This is a genomic window from Vallitalea longa (assembly GCF_027923465.1).
Lineage (GTDB): Bacteria > Bacillota > Clostridia > Lachnospirales > Vallitaleaceae > Vallitalea > Vallitalea longa.
Genome location: NZ_BRLB01000025.1, coordinates 1 through 21811, shown reverse-complemented (window position 1 = coordinate 21811; position 21811 = coordinate 1). Strand labels below are relative to the sequence as shown.

Below are 21811 nucleotides of genomic sequence, written 5' to 3'. Positions count from 1 at the left end.
TATGTTAATACTTTTAATAATTGATAAATGTCATGTTTTAGTTTATAAGCAATTATGTTATAATTTGCTTATTAACATGCCGACCCTGAATTTACAATAAAAGGAGTTTTATGATGAATAAAATTGATTGTTTCGGTGATTTTTGTCCAATTCCATTATTGAAAGCACAAAAAGAATATAAAAAAATGGATACTGGAGAATCGTTTACTTTAATAACAGATCATAGCTGTGTAGTAGAATCAATAAAAGAATATTTCAATAAAGTAACTTGTTCATTTGACTATGAAGAAGTTTTTAATGGTGTATGGGAAATAACTGTAACTAAACATTAGCAAAAACTTTTTTGACCAATTTCCATAAAATATTCAATGGATTCTTTCTGAGCTTTACTCAATTTATTGAATTTTTTACTGACAACATATATCTCATCATCTAGACTTACATTTTCTATTTCAATAACTTTTACTGTTTTTTCGTATAGTTCATGTTTTATGGTTTCATAAGGTACAAAAGCCAATCCATATCCATTGCTAACTGCTAGTTTCACAGCTCCATCTGTAGTTACATTGAATATGATATTGAGATCATCTAGACTTTTGTCAATATTTTTCAGTTCCTTTTTCAAGTTATTACTGATATGATTATTACTATTACACATTATCATATCGTATTTCACTAGATCTTCTAGTTTTATTTTATCAGTAATATTGTATTTACCAGGGGCTATAAGAACTATTTTTTCTTTCCCTATGGAATGAGTGAATAATCCATGTTCACTACTGATATTACCATTGATAATACCAAAATCACAAATATCATTCTGAACATCAGTTATAGTATCTTCCTTTTTACTGGCAATCAACTCATATTGATGATTAGGATATTTTTTCTTTATTTTATATATAACACAAGGTAATGAATATGTCACCAATGCCCAAGTACCATTTATTCTGACTTTGTTGACTTGTTTTACTGTTGTTTCTAATTCCTCCACCATAGCTTCGTAGTTTCTGATAATGTTTATAGAATATTTTAGGACTATTTCCCCCATATCAGTAAGCGCAACACCTTTGTTGCTTCTGTTTAATAACTTATAGCCAAAATCTTCTTCAAGCTTTTGTATAAGTTGGCTTAATGCTGATTGAGAAATATGTGATTTCTTAGCAACCTTTGAAATGCTCTTTTCAAATGCTACATCTTTAAAGTACTTTAAAGATTCTAAATGCATATTATCCCTCCAATCTTTGTTATCAAATTAACTATCTTCTATAAGCATTACTATAAAACAAACTAGAAAAAATTGCAATAAAATTTTAAATGTTATATATTCGCATTGATAAATCTTATATATTTTTACTTTATTTTAACATATATACAATTAACTATTAAATATTATGCTATAAAAAAAATTAATACAGTATTAGCAAAGTGCATATTACATTTTTATAATTATATGGTATCATAGGAATTGGGAAATTGTTAAAAACTCAACAATCTTATTAAATCTTATAAGTTAATCTAGTTTAAAGAACCTTAGTACTTGTGAAAATATGTATATCCGTATATTACAAACGTAACCAAAGTTTGTATATACCCTAATAAGTGGCTTATCGCTACAAGTTAAATTATACAATAATCTTTAAGGAGTGTTTACCATGAGTGAAAATGGAACAACTTCTACTATTAGGAGAAGTTCATCTTCTCGTGCAAGAACAAGAAGAAGAAAACCTAAGAAAAATCAGATACCTATTGGTATTCTTGTTTTAATTGTTATAACTTTTATAGGTGTATTGTTAGGTTTAGAAACCAATAATACTCTATTATTCTGGATGACTGGAATTTTGTTTGGTTTCATCTTACAAAAAGCTAGATTCTGCTTTACAGCATCCATGCGCGACCCTTACTTGACTGGTAGTACATCATTGACACGTGCTGTTCTTATAGCATTTGCCATTACTACAATAGGTTTTACAGCAATCAAATACGGATATTTCAGAAATGGTCTTCCTGTTCCTGGTATGGGATATGTAGTACCAATTAGTCTTGCTACTGTTATTGGAGCATTTCTATTCGGAATAGGTATGGTTATTGCTGGTGGCTGTGCTTCAGGTACATTAATGCGTGTAGGTGAAGGATTCTCTATGCAGTTACTTTCACTAGCGTTCTTCATAGTTGGTTCATTCTGGGGAGCACACGACTTCGGATGGTGGAAAGAACATATCATAAGCAAAGGAAAAGCTATCTTCTTACCAGACATTTTCGGTTGGTTAGGAGCTGTCGTCATCCAATTGTTGATAATTCTGCTATTATACATAGCAGCAGTTAAATATGAAAAAGCAAAAGCAGATAATTAATTAGTGAAGTAAAAATATAAAATAAAAAAATTAGAAAATAGGAGGATATTATTATGAATGAAGTAGTTATAGATTGTTTAGGAGAAGCTTGTCCAGTACCTTTAGTAAAGGCTCAAAATAAATTAAAAGAATTAGCTGTTGGTGACGTTTTAGTTGTTCAAATAGACCATAGCTGTGCTATGAAGAATGTTCCAGAATGGGCACGTAAAGATGGCCATAATGTTGAAGTTGAAGAAGTAGATGACGGTGAGTGGGAAGTAATAATAGAAAAAACTCACTAAATCAATAGAATACAATGAAGCTATGCCTTAAATAATTTAAAATAAATAGAAATTCGAACTTTTCTATTCTATAAAAACATGCCTTATGCGGAGGTGTCATTTTGAGTTCGTTTAAAGAATATTTTAACAAAGTTAGTAAAAATGAATTCTATAAAAAGTGGTTGAAAGATGCTTGGCCTTATATAACAGGTGCTGTCTTGCTATCATTATTCCAGATTGTAACTCTAGCGACTTCAGGTAACCCTTGGGGTGTATCTGGTGTATTCGCTAACTGGGGTGCATGGATCTATGAAGCAATAGGCGGCAGCGTAGATAAATGGTATTACTTCAGTAGTGATGGTGCTCAAGCTACATTGAATAATGGATTCTTGAACGATCCTGGTACTATGAGAAATCTTGGTATCATATTCGGTGCATTACTAGCCACACTACTAGCATCACAATTTAAATTCAAGAAAATAAAATCAAAAAAACAAGTATTCGCTGCAGTCCTAGGTGGTCTTTTGATGGGATACGGTGCAAGAATCGCCTACGGATGTAACATCGGAGCATTATTCAGCGGAATAGCTTCCCTATCACTATCCGGTTGGGTATTCGCCATAGCCATGTTCTTCGGTGCCATTGTCGGAAGTAAATTACTTGTGAAACACTTTATGTAACAAACGGCTTAAGCATTTTAGTTCATGTTTTAATTACGAAAAATCTGGGGTTTTAGATTTTTTGTAATTAATTATCTTGAACTTATGCTTAAACGTTTGTTTCCTTATTACGGCTTAAATACTTTAGTTCATGTTCCATTTAACAAAAATCTGGGGTTTTAGATTTATGTTAAATGGTTACTTGAACTTGTATTTAAACGTTTGTTTCATTATTATCGGCTTAAGCATTTTAGTTCATGTTTTAATTACGAAAAATCTGGGGTTTTAGATTTTTTGTAATTAATTATCTTGAACTTATGCTTAAACGTTTGTTTCCTATTATTAACCCAAATATAAATTAATGGAGGATTGGTCATGCCAAGAGAAAAGCGTGTTGAAAACTATGATGTTGTCGTAATTGGCGGTGGAGCAGCTGGTCTAACTGCTGCAATTTATTCAGCTAGAGCCAGACTAAGTACTCTTCTTATAGAAAAAGCTTTGGTAGGAGGACTTGCTACTTATACCAATGAAATAGAGAATTACCCTGGATTTCCTAATAGTCCAAAAGGTGAAGAAATCACTAACCAAATGAAAAAACAAGCTGAAAAAATGGGTGTAAAATTCAAATTGACAGATGTCAAGAGTGTTCAGCTTGAAGGTGAAGAAAAAATCGTTGAAACATTTAGAAATAAATTCATAGCAAAAACTGTAGTCTTAGCTACAGGAGGACGTCCAAGAGTTACAAAAGCAAGAAATGAAGAAAATTATCTATTTGATAAAGGTATTTCTTTCTGTGCAACTTGTGATGCTGCTGCGAATACTGGTAAAGATGTAGTCGTTATAGGTAGCGGAGATGCTGCAATCGAAGAAGGAATGTTCTTAACTAAATTCGCTAATAAAGTTATTGTATCAGTTATGCATGATGAAGGAATCATGGACTGTAATGAAATAGCTAAAGAAGCGGCTTTGAAAAATCCTAAGATGGAATTTATCTGGAATACCGTTACAGATTCTTTTGAAGGTGAAGAACACCTTGACACAGTTGTCCTCAAAGATCTAAAAACAGGTGAACTTAAACCAGTAAAATGCGACACATGCTTTGAATTCATCGGTTATATACCTAATACTGAAATATTCAAAGATCAGATTAATCTAACTAAGCAAGGTTATATACTTACAAATGAAAAAATGCAGACAAATATTGAAGGTGTTTTCGCTTGTGGTGACGTTAGAGAAAAATGGTTAAAACAAGTTGCTACAGCTGTGGGTGACGGTGCCATTGCTGGTTTCGCATCAGAGAAATACATAGCTGAGCACGAAACATTCAATACTGTTATAATGCAAAAAGAAAAACCTGGTTTAACATATATTTATAATGCTATAGATACTGGTTCAAGAGAATTCCTAACAGACATTGAAAAGATAGAAAATTATTTTGGAGACAAAATATCTGTTAACAGAGTAGATGTTTACAAATCAAGAGGAATCTCTGATAGACTAGATATAAAAGAATTTCCAGCAGCTGTAATTACTAAGAACGGAAAAATATATGAAAAACATATAAAAGATTTTAATGAAGATACACTTGTTCATGCATTGAACAGTGCCTTAAATTAATGAACAGGTTATTTAAACCTTCTTTTATAAAAATATAATCATGAAAAAACGAGTAAAAGTACTAAATTAGATTTTGGTACTTTTACTCGTTTACTACTAATTATTAATACTAAAAGTAATAGCATTAGTCACAGTTATTAGTAGTTAATTAATTTTAAGGAAGACTATATATATTACTAAAATTTAACTACGGAACGATTAAATATATTTATATTTATTTTCAATAAATGTAGATATCTAGGGTTTCATAAAAACTACCACTTCACAAAAACCAGTATAAATTTGTATCCAATCAATATTATTAATCGTATCCTAGGAACAGTTAAAGCTTCAAATGTTGCTACATTGTTCCTTAGTTAATTATTTTATCTAGAACCATCCTCTGAGTCTCATTGGCATTGCAAGACTCTTAATAGCTACTAAATAAGCAGCTTTTCTCATATCTACATTTCTTTCTTCCATAGCGTTTATAACTTTTACAAAAGCATCAACCATTTTTACTTCTTGTTTTTCTTGTACTTCATCAAAACGCCAATAGTAGTTATGTAGGTTTTGTACCCATTCAAAATAAGAAACAATAACTCCACCTGAATTAGCTAATATATCAGGTATTAAGAATACTCCTTTTTCAAGTAGATATTCTTCTGCTTCTGGAGTAGTTGGACCATTAGCACCTTCAGTAATGATCTTAGCTTTAATTTCTTTAGAAGTTTCACTTGTTATTGAATTTTCAAGTGCACATGGAGCAAATCCATCACATTCAATACCAAAGATCTTACTTCTATCTAGTTCTTCACATTCTCCAGTATATCCAGTAATTAGTTTATTGTTTTCTTTTGAATATTTCATTATATCATTAACATCTAAGCCATTTTCATTATATAAACAACATGAAACATCTGATACAGCAACAACTTTAGCTCCAAAAGCTTGAGCATACATTGCAGCATAACTTCCAACATTTCCAAAACCTTGTACTGCAATTCTCATGTCTTTTATATCCATGCCTTTGTATTTAGCTGCTTCTCTCATCATAAGCATAACACCATAACCAGTAGCTTCTGTTCTTGCTAAACATCCACCAAATTCAACAGGTTTTCCTGTGAAAGAAGCTGGTAATGTTTGACCAACACCTCTTAAGCTAGAATATTCATCAACCATCCATGCCATTGTTTGACCATTTGTATTTACATCAGGTGCTGGAATATCTCTTCTCTCTCCAATGATTGGAGCAATAGCTCTTACATATCCTCTTGATAACCTTTCAAGTTCTCTCTTTGAGAGTACAGTAGGATCAACAATGACTCCACCTTTTGCGCCACCATATGGTAAACCAACAACCCCACATTTGAAAGTCATCCAAGTAGCTAACGCTTTAACTTCATCTTTTGTTACTCCAGGATGGAAACGAATTCCGCCTTTAGTAGGACCAGATGCATCGTTATGTTGAACACGATATCCAGTAAATAATTTAGTAGTTCCATCATCCATTTTAACTGGAATAGTAACTTCTAATACTTTCTCTGGCTGACTTAATAATTCGTATACAGCATCTTCTTCTCCTAGTGCATCGCATGCTTCTTTTAATTGTTTCTGTGCAATCTTAAAAGGATTAAGCGTTTTTTCTGACATATACTTATGCCTCCTAATCTTAAATAAAATTTTCGATACCTATTCTCCTTTATTGAACTTAATTAAAGAAATAGTTCAATTACATTAGCTTCAAAAAGAGAATTAAAACTTGTTAATACTTAATTTATAAATCTCTTTTTGCAGTTAAAAAGTTATGTATTATTTAAGTAATATTCAACGCAAATTAAATGTCTTTGATTGAATGTAGCTCTCTCTACTCGTATATTAACATTATATTTATTTTTTGTGTATAACATGCAACAAATTATTTGATAAATATATCAATTTTATTATATCCTTTATTAATTTTAGTTATACTATAATATTTATTATTTTATTTAAGTATTGACAATATATACAATAGGACCCTTTTTAGAAAAAATATATAATTTTATCTTTTTAAATCGAAGTATGTTGATGATTTATTTTTATTTTTCTGTTATAATAGATAAGTAAACCATATTTTATATTGCAAAAGAAAAGGTCAGACTTTTGCAAACATATCGGAACAAGGGGATTGGCTTTATATTTTTAACTCTACATTTGATATCAATTAAGTAAGATAACTATATATTCAATAAAAAAAAATTGTTATTTTGGTAGAAAAACTAAAATTATAATTTCCTTGTCAGATATAATTTATTTTATAGGAGGGATGAAATGGATTCAACCGACTACGATATAATTAAATATTTGCAAGATGACGGAAGAATGCCCATGAAAATATTAGCAGAAAAAGTTTCACTAACTCCACCTGCTGTTGCTGAGAGGGTAAGAAAACTAGAAAAGAGTGGCATAATAACGGGTTACAGAGCAATAGTTGATCCTAAAAAATTAGGCAAAACAGTAAAAGCCATAATAAACATCTCAATTAAATCCGCTAAAAGAAAAGAATTCTTAACACTAGTTCAAGAATACAAAAAAATCATTGAATGTCATCATGTTACTGGAAAATACTCCATGACTATTAAAGTACTTTGTACCAATACATCTGACCTGGAAATTTTAATTGGCAAAATACAACAGTATGGAAGTACAGAAACACTTATTATATTATCTAGCCCAATTGAATTCAAATCATTAAATTTTGACTATGATTAATACATACATAAATTAAACAAAAAGAGTATTCAAAAAGCACGAAGCTTTTTGAATACCCTTTTTGCATTTGACTTCTTTCAGTTAATATTATGAAGCAGATTAGCCATCTCTATTGCTGCCATACCAGCTTCAAATCCTTTATTACCTGCTTTTGTTCCCGCTCTTTCTATAGCTTGCTCTATGGAATCTGTTGTCAGAACTCCGAATATTACAGGAACTTCTGTATTCAAAGAAACATTTGCTATACCTTTAGATACTTCATTGGCTACAAAATCAAAATGAGAAGTAGCTCCTCTTATTACAGCACCTAGACAGATTATGCCATCATATTCCCCTGTTTGCGCCATCTTTTTGGCAACAAGAGGGATCTCGAATGCTCCTGGTACCCAAGCAACGGCAATATCATCTTCAGATACACCATGTCTAGTTAAGGAATCAGACGCTCCTTCCAATAATTTATTGGATATGAATTCGTTGAATCTTCCTATGACAATACCGAATTTCAGTCCTTCACCTATCAGATTTCCTTCAAAAGTTTTCATATTTGCTTTTCCTCCCTATTTCTTTAACGTTGAGATAATTTTTATAAATTTATCTTGTGAGACTCAATATATGTCCCATCTTTTCTTTTTTTATTTCCAGATAATATTGATTATCCTTGTTGTACCCAATTTCTATTGGAACTCGTTCAACAACATCTACATCATATTTTTCTATCCCCTCTACTTTCTCTGGATTATTAGTCATCAATTTTACTTTAGATATTCCAAGATCTTGTAATATCTGAGCACTTACACTATATTCTCTCAGATCCTCTTTGAAACCAAGAGCCAGATTGGCTTCTACTGTATCCATTCCTTTATCTTGTAATGAGTAAGCCTTTATCTTGTTGATGAGTCCTATTCCTCTACCCTCTTGTCTCATATATATTATGGCACCTTTTTCTTCTTGGCCTATTCTTCTCATCGCTTCATGCAGCTGATCTCCACAATCACATTTAGTAGAACCCAATACATCTCCTGTCAAACATTCTGAATGTATTCTAACCAAAGTAGGTTCACCATCATCTACTTTACCTTTAACTAATGCAATATGTTCCTCGTTATCTATTTTATTAACATATCCATATAATTCAAACATACCATATTTAGTAGGTAACTTCGCAGAAGCTTTTCTTTCGATAATCTTCTCATGTTTCTTCCTATACTTGATTAGATCTTCTATAGATATTATTTTCAGATTGTGCTTACTTGCATATTTCATCAATTCTGGTAATCTAGCCATTGTTCCATCTTCATTCACAATCTCACATATAACACCTGCTGGATACATATCAGCTAATTTTGTCATATCTACAGCTGCTTCTGTATGTCCAGCTCTTTTTAATACTCCGCCTTTTCTAGCTATAAGTGGATAGATATGTCCAGGTCTTGTGAACTTATCCCCAGTAATGTTCTTATCTACTAACTTATTAACAGTTTCACATCTCTCATATGCAGATACTCCTGTAGTCGTTTCACAATAATCTACCGAAACTGTAAATGCCGTTTTCTTAGAATCAGTGTTCTTACTTACCATTAACGGTATATTCAATTCGTTAAGACGTTCTTCAAGCATTGGTACACATACAATTCCTCTTGCATTTTTAATCATGAAATTCATTGCTTCAGGAGTGATCTTCTCAGCAGCAATTAATAGGTCACCTTCATTCTCTCTATTCTCATCATCTACAACAATAATCATTTTTCCTTTTTTAATATCACTAATTGCTTCTTCAATAGTGTTAAATTTCATTTCCATTCACCTCTTAATTAATTTATACGAAATTCATATGATTCTGTATTAAGTTACTTTTTACAGTAACATATATCTATTACCTCTATAGGATGTTAATGTAAAATCTATTTTAAATAAATCCATTAGCAAGTAACAAGTCTCTATCCACTCTTGACTTCTTTGACACTTCATCTTTATCATTAGCCATGAGCTTCTCAACATATTTACCGATGATATCACATTCTATATTTACTTTGTCTCTAATTTTCTTGTTCAGTAAAGTTGTGTCCTTTCCTGTCAAAGGTATTATTGAAACCTGAAAACCATCTTCATAAACATCAGCAACTGTTAGACTTATACCATCCACAGCTACAGAACCTTTGCGGATTATTAACTTGTTTAACTCTTCATTCATATTGATTCTAACTCTAGTAGCGTTATCATCTTTTATCATACTACTGATAGTACCTATACCATCTATGTGTCCTGTCACAATATGTCCACCAAACCTATCCCCCACTCTTAGAGCAGGTTCCAGATTGACTAAGCTATTTTCACTCAGTCCTCTGATATTGGATTTTGACATTGTTTCAGGCATGACATCAACAGTAAACATTGTATTATCATATGATGTTACAGTAAGACAAACACCATTTACGGCAATACTGTCACCTACTTTGATATCACTCATTAATCTATGAGATTTTATAGTCAGTTTTGCAGAATCAATTCCTTTTTCTACCTTGACTATTTTCCCTACTTCTGCTATTAATCCTGTAAACATAACATTCCTCCCTTTAATCATGGTTTCGGTTTTACTTTGGCTCTTATCATAATATCTTCATCAATCTTTTTGATATTCATGTCTTCTAACATATGAGCATCTTTGATAAGTGGTATACCTATTCCGCCTATTGACGTTTTCGCATTGTTGCCTCCAATAATCTTAGGAGCTATAAAAGTAATTACTTCATCTACGATACCTGCCTCTAAGCAACTGAAATTCAAGCTGCTTCCTCCTTCTAATAGGATGCTGTCGATTTCCATTTCTCCTAATATACCTATCAATTGTTTTATATCAACCATATTGTTTTTCTTGTTTATAATAAGAACCCCTATTCCTTTTTTCTCTAGATTCTTTACTTTCTCTTTTGGTGCATCAACAGTAGTTGCTATAATTGTTTTTCCTTTTCCAGTTATGACATTAGCATCTAGAGAGATTCTACATTTCGTATCAACTACTATACGTATGGGATTTATACCTCTATCATTAGGCAATCTTGTTGTCAATAAGGGATTATCTGTGATAACAGTTCCGATTCCTACCATTATCCCTTTTACTTCATGCCTAATTCTATGAACATATTCTCTAGATTTCTTACATGAAATCCATTTGGATTTGCCAGTTACAGAAGCGGTTTTTCCATCTATTGTCATAGCGGTTTTCAATATGCAGTAAGGTTTTTTTGATGTTATATACTTGATGAATATTTTATTCAATTCCTTGATTTCATCTTGGCATACACCACATATGACTGAGATACCATTATTCCTTAGTTTTTCTACACCTTTACCAGATACTAATGGGTTAGGGTCTATAAAACCTATTATTACCTGTTTTATTCCATTTTCTATAATTGCATCAACACAAGGAGGTGTCCTTCCGTAATGGGTGCATGGTTCTAGGGTTACATACATAGTAGCGTCTTTTGGATTTTCTTTGCAGCTATTCAGTGCATTGATCTCGGCATGGTTGCCACCTAATTTAGCATGATAACCTTCACCTATTATTCTTCCTTGTTTTACTATTACCGCTCCAACTAAGGGATTAGGGCTAACATGTCCTAAGCCTTTTTTTGATAGTCTTATAGCTCTTTTCATGTATTTGATATGTTCTTGTTCCTGATACGGATTATTGGTTTTATTGGGTTTTAACTGTTTCATTGCGATTTATCTACCTCCTAGTACAAACCTGTAACATAAGTTACACTGATACTAATTAAAGATAGAAATCTGCAAGGGATATGATGTGAGAAGAATTTTATTAATTGATATATCTCGAAATAAGATACCAATGTGTATATTAATATTTATTGTATAATAACAAAAAAGTCTACGCCTCATAAAATATTATAAGAAAAATAGAAAGTAGAACTTTCCTATATTACAAAAAACCTTGAAGAATATTTTCTTCAAGGTGATTATATACATGAGTTTAGTTAATAATCATTAACTAAGATATTACGCAACAACAAAAGCACTTAATACTTTCGTCATTTCCTTCTCTCATCCAGACTTTACTGTCGGTCTTGGAATTTCACCAAGTCAGTTTTCACTCGCGGACTTTACCGCCGGTCGGGAATTACACCCTGCCCTGAAGGTTTCTATTCAATTAACATAAGTATAACACAAATTTCATTAAATGCAAGAGTAAAATTGTTTACATAAGTTTTAAAGTGACATTTTAAGTATATTTATAATTATATATGTAAGTAGTTTAATGCAAATAAGTTTTTATTAGTTTCTTGAATTCTTGTTTCTCTGATATTTCCTTGTAAGTGCCTTTTCCTATTACTTTACCCTTTTCCATCAAAAGTATTTCATCGAATTTAGCTAGATTCTCCGATAGATCATGAGTTACCATTATTATTGTTTTGTCTTGAAGATCCATCAGCATGTTCTCTAATATTTCAGTGGTCTTACTATCAACAGCTGCAAAAGGTTCATCCATTAGACATATCTCTGTACTTGATGTAAGCATTCTTATAATACTCAAGACTTGTTTTTCTCCTCCACTCAAATTCTGTGAATTATCTTGTGTTTTTAGATTATCAATAATCTTCAATCTTAGATTATCAGTTACTCTATTCAAACTTGATTCCTGATAGGAAGAAAATACCGTTGCATTATTTATAAAACTATCAGAAAATATATGCTCATTTTGGTTAAGGCAATACATGATATGTGCTGTATCTATAGAATCTATGTTTTCTCCATCAATATCTATTCTCCCACTAATTGGAGTAATATAGTTCATCAATCCATTAATCAAAGTAGATTTTCCTGAACCATTATGACCGATTAATGCATACTTCTTACCTTTAACGAATTCATAACTGAAGTTATCCAAAGAAAAATTATCATATCTGAAGCTGATATTTTCAAAAGTGATGTTTTGGTTGAATTTCTTCTTGACTTTTAGATCTTGGTTTATTTCTTTCTCTAAATAAGCAATTACTTTTTCTTTTGTTTTCTTTAGTGAACTGACAGAGTTAAAATCATACATCAAATCATTGATAGGTGAGATGAAACTGTTTATATAGCCAAAAGCTGCTACACATGAACCCATTGTCAAGTCACCGTTCAATAATAGAATTGCAGCAATTATAAAAGCTACTGCACTTACTATATTCAAGCCAAGATTTTCTAATGCAAATGTCAGAGATTTGAACTTTCCATATTTGTATCTCATGTTTTTTGTTTCTTCCAATATTTTTTCATGTTCTTTATTAATATTGTTCCTTGTCCTGCTTTGGATGAGTTTAAATCCTTCAAGGAAATCTTTAATCCTTGATACATATTTACCCATTTGATTAAGCCATGTATTCCTTTTATCGGCAAGGGGTTTAGAAGTAACCTTAGGAATAATGATAGTCAATATTGAACCTATAAGTATCACTGTAGATATTCTCCAGTCTACATTTACGAATAAGAAAACTCCAAAAATCAATATTTGGATAAATGCTTGTATTATATCTACTAACGGTGTCAGATAATCCATATCAAGTGCTGTAATATCATTTCCTTGAATAGAAATATATTCACCTATATCTCTTGAGGCAAAGTCCTCATATTTATAGTTGAAAACTGACTTAAAAAAATCTCTTTTCAAGGATAATTCGAATCTCAAAGATGCCTTCCATGTATACAGCATTGATAAATAACCAAAGAGAGATGCAGATAACAAACATACCACATATGTTACTATAATGACAGGGAATGAATCTATTATTGCTTCTTCTCCCAGTATTAAATCAAATAATTGTTTTTGCAATGCTGGAATGGCTGCTGTAGCTAATGTAACAAATCCATAGCATAGGACCCTCATAAAAATGTGAAATCTAATTTCCTTAAAATATTTTTTCAATAATCTACCCTCCATTATATTATTTATATTACAATAAATACTAACATCTCAATCCAAATCATTCAACAGTTTAAATTTACTTTATTTATTTATTGTTATAATTATTTTTAACTTTATTTATTTTTATAATCTTACCTAGTTCTCTAAAAAAAGTACTAAATAACATAATGCTTATAAAGAAATATAATATTCCTTTGGAAATAAAGACCATAATCATGAGTTATAATTATAATTCTTTTAAAGAAATAAAAGAGTTCTGTGACGAAAATGGATTCGGATACCAAGTTGATGCTGATGTTTTTTCTAAAACCAATGGTGTCTTCTCTCCACAAGATCTAAGGATGTCTTCAGAACAGCTACATGAAGTTCTACTGGAAATTGATAAAATAAGAGACTTCAATTTACATGAGCATACTGAAAATGAATTGATTTGTCCTAACATTGAATATTCTCTTTTTATTGACAGTAATGGAGATGCATATCCCTGTAATAAATATTTCATCAAGGTAGGAAACATATATAATAATTCTATTGATGATATATGGAATAATAATCCATTAATCAGCAAACTACAAAATCTTAAATGGAAAGATACTACTTGTGCTAAATGCCGTATCAATAAATATTGTTCCAAATGTCCTAGGGTAGCTTTGTTGGAAGATGGTAATTTATTAGGTAAATCATCATTAGCTTGTGATTTTGCCAATGTAAGATGTGATTTATATTAAATGATTAATTACATAAAGAAACAGCTCAAAGCCATTTTGTGAAAAGAGTAATGAGCTGTTTTTGTGTATTTCATTAAAAAGCGAATGATAATCTATATTACATCCAATAATTTCACATTATCCAAATATTTTCTAATGGAATGTATATCTTTATCCACCTGTTTTTTTACTTCATCTATACTACTGAATTTGATAACCCCTCTTATATATGTATGGATGTCCAGAGCTATTTTCTTGCCGTAAATATCTTTAGAAAAGTCCAGCAAATAAGTTTCTATGGTTATATAATCATTATTATCAACGGAAGGTCTAAGACCAATATTAGTAAGTCCTTTTACTACTTTACTATCTACTTCAGATAAAGTCGCATATACTCCATTTTGAGGCATCAATTTGTTATCAGCTACTTTTAGATTGGCTGTAGGCATTCCTACAGTCCTGCCTATTGCCTTACCATGAACTACTTCTCCGATCATTTTAAAAGCATGTCCCAAAAATTCATTGGCCTTATTGATATTCCCTTCACATATCTCATCTTTTATTAATTTAGATGTAACAGCTTGTCCTTTATATTTAACTGTTTTTGGACAGACTACTTTATAATTATATTTTGACTCAAAATGTTTCAATGTCATGATACTGCCTTTACAATCTCTACCGAATCTGCATTTTTCCCCTGCTACAATTGTTTTTGCACCTAATTTATCTATGAGAATTTCTTTTATGAATCTCTCTGGCTCCATTCTCTTGACATCCGCTGTAAAGGGATAAGATAACATCAAATCAATTGAACTGTTCCTGAGTATAAGTTCTTTTTCTTCTTCTGTATATATAACTTTTTCATTTATGCTATCACAAACATAATCTAAACTTAGAAGAATAGAAGTTGAATCACTTGTCTTCTCCTTAATAAGCTCATCTATAACAGCCATATGACCTTTATGTAATCCATCAAATTGTCCAAATGCTATACATGATTTTCCAACTTTCATATCTGTTCCAAAAATATGTTTCATACCCGATCAATCCCTTCTTAAATTACTTATCAATATATTTCCAATTTATATAGTTATAAAAGGTTAGTAATATCTTACTTCTTAGCCAAAGAACGATTAATAAATAGAATTATTATTCCTACAGCATACCAAGCAATTATGTAATACCATAAGGCTGCTCCGCTGATTATTCCAGGTATGTAAGATACTATAATTATCGCTAGTGTTATAATTGGAAGATAAGAACCACCGGGAGCACGATAATTACCCTGAACATATTTATTTTTTTTACGTGCAACTATTAATGAAACACAATTTATGGAAATAGTTATAGCAGCTAAGAGAGAGCCTATATTAACTATTTCAGCAGTAAATTGAGGGAAACAGGATATTATCATAGCTACTAATGTAACAGCTATACTTGCAATTATAGGAGTACCTGTTCTAGAATTAATCTTGCTAAGTGATTTTGGAAGCATTCCTCCATCAGCGATAGCTACAACAGCTCTAGAAGTTATGGCTATGAGAACATTTATTGTTGTAAGCAAAGCTAGAACAGCTGATATTGAGATTACTTTTGCAAGCCATGGAAATGCTTGTAATTTAGTAAATGCAGCAGCATATAGTGGAATAAAACGCATTCCAGGATTTTCTTCTAGGAAATTAGATGTTATCAATCCTACGGTTGTAATTAAAATCAATACATATAGAACTATGACAACACTCATTGCTATGCACATTGATTTTGGAACATTCTTATTGGGATTCTTTACTTCAGATACCATGAAAGCTATTGCAACTATTGACCCATATGCAACCATAGCATTAGGAATGGCACTTAAAAATCCTGTACTACCTTTAATTCCTTGTGAGAAAAATGGAGTTAGCAAAGATGAGTCCCAATTTTTAGTACATAACCCGATAACTACAAAAACTATCATTGTACAAGTTAATAATATGACCAATACGGTATTGGCTTTACCTGCTACACTAACTTTCAATATATTAAGTATAAAACAAAACAGACAAGCACCGATTGCTAAAGGTATCTGCATTCCTTCAAAAATAGGGAATCCTACGCTTAGATAAGTAGCCACATAAATTGCAGCAAATGCTATTCCTACGACATTAGCATTAAGGTAACCCCATGCGGAAATAAATCCCCATATTTTACCTTGTTTTTCTGTTTTTCCAAGTGATTTTGTAGGAAAGACAAAAACGCCGCCTGATTTGGGATAAATCGTAGAAAGCTCCGCGATTTGTAGACCGTACATAAGAAGAACTATAGCAGCTATAATCCATGAAATAATAGCTGCTGGACCTGCATAATAGATTGTCATTCCCGATAATGAGAAAATAGCACTACCTATCATTCCACCAACAATAATAGTAACACATGCTACTAAACCAAGAGAACCTTGTTGATTATTATTCTTAGAATTAGACACAAAAAAACCTCCTCATATTTGTTGACTAAATATTTATTTAACATATCTAGTAACAATCACCGATTAAGGAGGTAAATTGCTATATTTTATATTATCTATTCAACATCATTTAAAAACTGAGCTGTATCAAGATCAGTCACTAATGAATTAATATATCCGCCTCTTAATGCTCCAAGAATTGCTGGAATCTTAGACTTTGATCCAGCTACCCCTAAACGTAATGGTATATTAAAGAAATCATCTAAATCAACATTAATGACACGCTCGTCAAGTGGTGTTTTTATGGCTTTTCCATCTTTATCAAAAAAATGTGCACATATCTCTCCAACAGCATTATTACGAATACAATATTCATAATCTTCTTTTTCCATGTTAGGTAAGATTGTTTTACTTGTCGCATCTCCGATTCCTACAACAGCAATAGAACAGGATTTTATTACATTATATGCTTCATAGAAAAAAGGCTCGTTTATTATAGCTTCTCTAAGTTTTGGATTATTTACTAAAACCGGAGCATAAAGTAACGTGGATGCAGCATGTATTTTTTCGCTAAAACGATGAACTATATCATCAACCTTTATTTTAGTTTGTTGATTATTCCATCCTCCCATTAATTGAGTAACAACAACATTATTAACCTTTACGACAGGCATGTAATCAACTAAAGCTGACATACTTCTTCCTCTAGAAAAGCCGATGATATCTCCTTTACTAATAATACCCGCTAGATAATTAGCAGCAGTCTTTCCTATTTCTTCATAAACATTCTCTTCAGATATATTACCAGATATTCTGACTGCTTTTAGACCGTATTTCTGTTCAAGCTGTGTTTCTAATCCGAGATTTGTCTCATCAACACCTTCAATAGTAATACGAACGATACCCATTTTAATACATTTACTCAACATTCTATTAACGCGTTGACGTGATATATTCATATTCTGGGCAATCTCTTCTTGAGTAAGACCAGATTTATAGTAATAATTGGCTACTCTTATATAATCCAAACGGGAATTTCCGAAAACATTATCATTAGTCATCTTATAACACCACTCCATTTTATAAATAATATAATATAATTTTAGCTAATTATCTCACTTATCGATGATAAATGCAACTATGTAGTATACTGCATTTACGCATTTATCTAGTTACCAAATATATATTTTATAAAATACAGTGTTTACTTAAATACCCCAAAACTCAAATTTATCTATTGCATTTTACAATAATACGATATGTTAATGGATCAATAGCCTTTTCAAATGCTTTTTGTATATCATTAATATTTATCTCATCGGATATTAGATCGGATACATTGATAAGATTGTATGATAATAACCTTGTAGAAGTTAAGAAATCAGAAGTACATGGATTCACAGCTCCAGTGATAATCATTTCTTTTGAATGGACTTTGTTGACATTTAGATCTATTGGATTATCTGGATGAAAAGAACTGTACATTATAACTCTTCCTAGCTTTCCTACCATTTCAACACTGTCAGCAGCTAATTGTGATATTGCGGCTGTGCAAAATACCACATCTGCACCACGTCCTTCAGTCAATGTTTTCACTTGTTCTATTGCATTGGTCTCATTAGAATTAATGACTATGTCAGCACCTAACTTCCTAGCAACATCTAATCTTCCTTTATTGATATCACATGCAATTACTCTAGCACCCCTCAGTTTTGCTAATTGTATATGAAATCCTCCCATTATACCCACACCGATAACTACTACATCATTACCTAATTCAACTTTCGCGTTGTTGATACTATGTACACAGCACGCTAATGGTTCTGTTAGTGCTGCATGTGACATATTAATGTCATCTGCTAATCTATAAACTCTTTTTGCATCTACCAACATATATTCTGACAATCCACCTGGACCGACAAAACCCTCATGTATAGAAGTTCTAAAGGATTGAACACATTGATTTTCTAATCCTTTTCTACAATAATAGCACTCACCACAAGATGTTAATAAAAATACTGCTACTTTATCACCCACTTTTACATTTTTTACATTTTCACCAATAGATTCTATAGTTCCTGCTACTTCATGCCCTCCAGCAAAAGGATATCTTTTCATTACACCTTTGTATACTCTTTGTTCTAGAGTACATATTGCACATGCATCTACTTTAATAAGCACTTGTTTATCTTGTGGCTGTTTCAACTCTAGTTCATGTGTTGTTACTTCTTTTTCATTAGATATGACGTTAACCTTATATTTGCTCATGTCTTCATTCTCCTTTCCAACTAAAACTTAGGATTCAATTCTTTTAGCGCAGCGTCTACACTACAATCTTCATGTATTAGTTTAGCTATGGCAGCTGCATATCTTGCAGGATTATCATGTCCCCATATGTTACGTCCCATTGCCACTCCTGCTCCCCCTGCTTCCATGGCATCTTTTATCTCTTGCAACAATACACGTTCCGGAACTTTCTTGGAGCCTCCTAGAATAACGACAGGTGCATACACGCTTTCTGTTAATTCTTTAAATGTTTCTTTATCTCCTGTATATATAGTCTTTATTATGTCTGCTCCGAATTCTGTACTCTGTCTACATGAGAACATAATATTTTCTGGAGTCCTTGAGTCTTCCCCACCTTCAAATCCTCGTGGTAATGCTTCTGCTGTAACAGGAATTCCCCATTTATGAGCACTCAATATATTACGAGTCAAATTACTTAATATTTCATTTTCGAATTTGGAACCAGGAAATCCCATAGTAATTATGGAATCTGCACCTAACCTGAGAGCATCTTCTGCTGTTACTACTGTTTGTAATGGTTTTGAATGGTCACCTAAGAATGATACTCCTCCATCAATACGAAGTATTATCCCTTTTCCAAGAAAATCCCCTGCAAATTTTTCAGTTAATCCAACAGTAGTCAGAAAAGCATCTGCTCCTGCTTCTGCTATCTCTCTTATAACTTTTCCTGGTTTTTTTAAGGCTGGTAGCACGTTAAAGTTGGAACCGTGGTCCATAGCCATGATAAAAGTTTTTTTGTCCGGTCTGAATATGTGATTCATCCTGCATGTTGTGTTAGTCATAATAAAACCTCCCTGTTCATGTGTTACATTTGCTCATTAATTGTTATTTTGTAACTTGTTTATATCTTAGCACCCTATTGAGCATTTGTCAACATATAATTACTTTTGTAACAAATTATAAGCTCTTTATTATATAAAAAAGCTAAACATCTACAACATTCAACTTATTGTAGCGTTCAGCTTCTAGTTCATATGCTCAAGAAACAAAAGTTTACTATAAAATAAAAAAATAGCTCCAAAAAGCAAACTATATAATTAGTTTTCTTTTGGAGCTATAATCTTTTAACTACTATTTATTTATTACAATATTAATTCATTACTTAATGGAGTTGATAATGAATTCTGTTATGACTTTAGCTACTTCACCTCTTGTTGCATTACCTTGAGGGTCGAATTCATTGTTATTCTTTCCTTTGATAATTCCCCATTTTTTCATTTGTTTTACTGCATTTTTTGCATAATTACTGATTTCTTCATCATCAGTAAATTTATTATTCTTAGTTACATCGTTAAGATCTTTATTGGTTTTCTCAACATAATTTACAAGTATTGCTGCCATTTGTTCACGTGTTACATTCTCATTTGGTGCGAATTTATTGTTTCCTACTCCATTGACAATACCTTTTTCTTTTGCCCATTGAACGTAAGTTCCATAATAATCGTTGATGTCCACATCTGAGAATCTTGTTTCTGAATATCTGCTTGTATCAATTCCTTCTAAACGACCTAAAACAGTAACGAACATTCCTCTAGTCATAGTCATTTCTGAGTTGAATACTTTATTACCTGTACCACTAAATAGATTTCTTGCAGCAACAAAGTTAATATAATCTTTAGACCACTTAGTAGAAATATCATTGAATTCAACATCATTATATCCTATAACATAAGTTGAGAAATCGGATGTTTTGAATGTGATTTTTCCTGATTCTTCGTTATAATAACAATCTTTTACTAATTCAAATTTCCCGTCCTCACTTATATGGTTGATGACTATATTTTGAGGATTCTTATCTTTAGTTAACTCATAAGGTATACTTATTGTCACTTCTGAATTATCAACATTTGAAATATTTTCGTTGTTTGATGCTACCTCAAACTTATAAATAGGATATTCATTGACAGCTTTTTGTACTTTATCTGTTAATTCTTTTTTATCAACAGCCTGTGCTGTAACATTAAGCTTTAATCCTTCGGCTTGATTGATTATATTTTTCAAAGCATCATTACTGAATTTAATATCTGCAACTTCTGTTGATAACAATACATCTGCTTTTGTTTCTTCAACAATTTTATTAATATTGATTTTATTAAATTCTACATTTGATTCCTTGATATTTTTACCTTTGCTATCTTTAGGAAGTTCAGATGTAAATTCAATCACAGATTCATATTTATCTTGTGAGTTGTTTTCTTCTAATTCTTTTATACTAGCAACTACTTCATTCACAGTATTACCTTTAACTTTTAAAATTGCAGTGTCTTTTGTTATATCAGCTGTTTGTGATATGTTTTGAGATATTAAAGTTGTTTCTATATCAGAATTAGTTTTAACAACAGGTTTATTGACTGATACAGTTGGTTCTGCTGGTTTTGTAGGTCTTGTTGGTCTTGATGGTCTTGATGGTTTATCAGGATGTGTATTTTCTTCCTTCCATTTACCATAAAGATTCATACTAGATGTTATAATACTATCTTCATCAAATATTTTTGTTAATTCAGTATCTGTATACCAACCTTCAAATGTGTAACCTTCTCTTACAGGTACACTTGGAAGAGTAATGGTTGAACCACTTATTACATTAGCTGAATGATATATTTCTGTGTCTTCACCTGTCTTATAGAAATCAACTGTGTAATACTCTATTTCTTTATTCCATTTACCATAAATATTCATATTAGATGTTATAATACTATCTTCATCAAATATTTTTGTTAATTCAGTATCTGTATACCAACCTTCAAATGTGTAACCTTCTCTTACAGGTACACTTGGAAGAGTAATGGTTGAACCACTTATTACATT

The 21811-nt window shown here is 31.5% G+C and carries 20 protein-coding genes and 1 riboswitch; of the genes, 7 read left to right on the top strand and 13 right to left on the bottom strand.

The window, feature by feature from the left end:
- Positions 1–113 precede the first annotated feature (113 nt).
- Positions 114–332: a sulfurtransferase TusA family protein gene (locus QMG30_RS22855; RefSeq protein WP_281819421.1), complete on the top strand. Its 219-nt coding sequence runs from the start codon at positions 114–116 to the stop codon at positions 330–332.
- On the opposite strand, the gene QMG30_RS22850 is transcribed toward QMG30_RS22855, so the two are convergent.
- Positions 329–1228 (bottom strand): LysR family transcriptional regulator, encoded by a 900-nt coding sequence (locus QMG30_RS22850; RefSeq protein ID WP_281819419.1) that lies wholly within the window; start codon positions 1226–1228, stop codon positions 329–331. The genes QMG30_RS22855 and QMG30_RS22850 overlap by 4 nt on opposite strands.
- A gap of 427 nt (positions 1229–1655) precedes the next feature.
- Between QMG30_RS22850 and QMG30_RS22845 the strand changes: the two genes are divergently transcribed.
- The 4 genes from QMG30_RS22845 to QMG30_RS22830 all read left to right on the top strand — a co-directional run bounded on the left by QMG30_RS22845 (position 1656) and on the right by QMG30_RS22830 (position 4890).
- Positions 1656–2354 (top strand): YeeE/YedE thiosulfate transporter family protein, encoded by a 699-nt coding sequence (locus tag QMG30_RS22845; protein WP_281819418.1) that lies wholly within the window; start codon positions 1656–1658, stop codon positions 2352–2354.
- Positions 2355–2407: 53 nt separating this feature from the next.
- The gene (locus QMG30_RS22840) at positions 2408–2635 is read left to right on the top strand and encodes a sulfurtransferase TusA family protein (protein ID WP_113673518.1); all 228 of its coding nucleotides are present in this window, start codon (positions 2408–2410) and stop codon (positions 2633–2635) included.
- Positions 2636–2736: 101 nt separating this feature from the next.
- Positions 2737–3294 carry a YeeE/YedE thiosulfate transporter family protein gene (locus tag QMG30_RS22835; protein WP_281819415.1) on the top strand — a complete coding sequence of 186 codons (558 nt, stop codon included), beginning with the start codon at positions 2737–2739 and terminating at the stop codon, positions 3292–3294.
- Between the two features lie 354 nt (positions 3295–3648).
- Complete coding sequence (locus QMG30_RS22830; RefSeq protein WP_281819413.1) at positions 3649–4890, top strand: FAD-dependent oxidoreductase; 1242 nt, start codon at positions 3649–3651, stop codon at positions 4888–4890.
- Positions 4891–5259: 369 nt separating this feature from the next.
- Here the strand turns inward: QMG30_RS22830 and QMG30_RS22825 are convergent, their stop codons facing one another.
- Entirely contained in the window at positions 5260–6522 is a 1263-nt protein-coding gene (locus tag QMG30_RS22825; RefSeq protein WP_281819412.1) for a Glu/Leu/Phe/Val family dehydrogenase, read from the bottom strand.
- A 660-nt stretch (positions 6523–7182) separates the two neighbouring features.
- Here QMG30_RS22825 and QMG30_RS22820 point away from each other — a divergent pair.
- The gene (locus QMG30_RS22820) at positions 7183–7623 is read left to right on the top strand and encodes an Lrp/AsnC family transcriptional regulator (protein ID WP_281819411.1); all 441 of its coding nucleotides are present in this window, start codon (positions 7183–7185) and stop codon (positions 7621–7623) included.
- A gap of 77 nt (positions 7624–7700) precedes the next feature.
- Here QMG30_RS22820 and ribH read toward each other — a convergent pair whose 3' ends face one another.
- The 5 genes from ribH to QMG30_RS22795 form a co-directional block, all read right to left on the bottom strand.
- Entirely contained in the window at positions 7701–8165 is a 465-nt protein-coding gene (gene ribH, locus QMG30_RS22815; RefSeq protein WP_281819410.1) for a 6,7-dimethyl-8-ribityllumazine synthase, read from the bottom strand.
- A 49-nt stretch (positions 8166–8214) separates the two neighbouring features.
- Entirely contained in the window at positions 8215–9417 is a 1203-nt protein-coding gene (locus tag QMG30_RS22810; protein ID WP_330680829.1) for a bifunctional 3,4-dihydroxy-2-butanone-4-phosphate synthase/GTP cyclohydrolase II, read from the bottom strand.
- Between the two features lie 112 nt (positions 9418–9529).
- Positions 9530–10183, bottom strand: a complete 654-nt coding sequence (locus tag QMG30_RS22805; RefSeq protein WP_281819408.1) for a riboflavin synthase — start codon at positions 10181–10183, stop codon at positions 9530–9532.
- Positions 10184–10200: 17 nt separating this feature from the next.
- Complete coding sequence (ribD, locus tag QMG30_RS22800) at positions 10201–11343, bottom strand: bifunctional diaminohydroxyphosphoribosylaminopyrimidine deaminase/5-amino-6-(5-phosphoribosylamino)uracil reductase RibD (protein WP_281819407.1); 1143 nt, start codon at positions 11341–11343, stop codon at positions 10201–10203.
- A gap of 330 nt (positions 11344–11673) precedes the next feature.
- Positions 11674–11785: riboswitch (FMN riboswitch) on the bottom strand.
- Positions 11786–11896: 111 nt separating this feature from the next.
- The gene (locus tag QMG30_RS22795; RefSeq protein ID WP_281819406.1) at positions 11897–13546 is read right to left on the bottom strand and encodes an ATP-binding cassette domain-containing protein; all 1650 of its coding nucleotides are present in this window, start codon (positions 13544–13546) and stop codon (positions 11897–11899) included.
- Positions 13547–13761: 215 nt separating this feature from the next.
- On the opposite strand from QMG30_RS22795, the gene QMG30_RS22790 reads away from it, so the two are divergent.
- Positions 13762–14274, top strand: coding sequence for an SPASM domain-containing protein (locus tag QMG30_RS22790; protein ID WP_281819405.1), 513 nt, complete (start codon positions 13762–13764; stop codon positions 14272–14274).
- A gap of 92 nt (positions 14275–14366) precedes the next feature.
- Here the strand turns inward: QMG30_RS22790 and QMG30_RS22785 are convergent, their stop codons facing one another.
- The 6 genes from QMG30_RS22785 to QMG30_RS22760 form a co-directional block, all read right to left on the bottom strand.
- Positions 14367–15290 (bottom strand): bifunctional riboflavin kinase/FAD synthetase, encoded by a 924-nt coding sequence (locus QMG30_RS22785; protein WP_281819404.1) that lies wholly within the window; start codon positions 15288–15290, stop codon positions 14367–14369.
- Positions 15291–15364: 74 nt separating this feature from the next.
- Positions 15365–16717: an APC family permease gene (locus QMG30_RS22780; protein WP_281819403.1), complete on the bottom strand. Its 1353-nt coding sequence runs from the start codon at positions 16715–16717 to the stop codon at positions 15365–15367.
- A 95-nt stretch (positions 16718–16812) separates the two neighbouring features.
- Complete coding sequence (locus tag QMG30_RS22775) at positions 16813–17757, bottom strand: sugar-binding transcriptional regulator (RefSeq protein WP_281819401.1); 945 nt, start codon at positions 17755–17757, stop codon at positions 16813–16815.
- Positions 17758–17926: 169 nt separating this feature from the next.
- The gene (locus QMG30_RS22770) at positions 17927–18964 is read right to left on the bottom strand and encodes a zinc-dependent alcohol dehydrogenase (RefSeq protein ID WP_281819400.1); all 1038 of its coding nucleotides are present in this window, start codon (positions 18962–18964) and stop codon (positions 17927–17929) included.
- Positions 18965–18984: 20 nt separating this feature from the next.
- Complete coding sequence (locus QMG30_RS22765; protein WP_281819399.1) at positions 18985–19785, bottom strand: class I fructose-bisphosphate aldolase; 801 nt, start codon at positions 19783–19785, stop codon at positions 18985–18987.
- Positions 19786–20101: 316 nt separating this feature from the next.
- The coding region (locus QMG30_RS22760; protein WP_281819398.1) for an S-layer homology domain-containing protein at positions 20102–21811 on the bottom strand (1710 nt) is incomplete at its 5' end.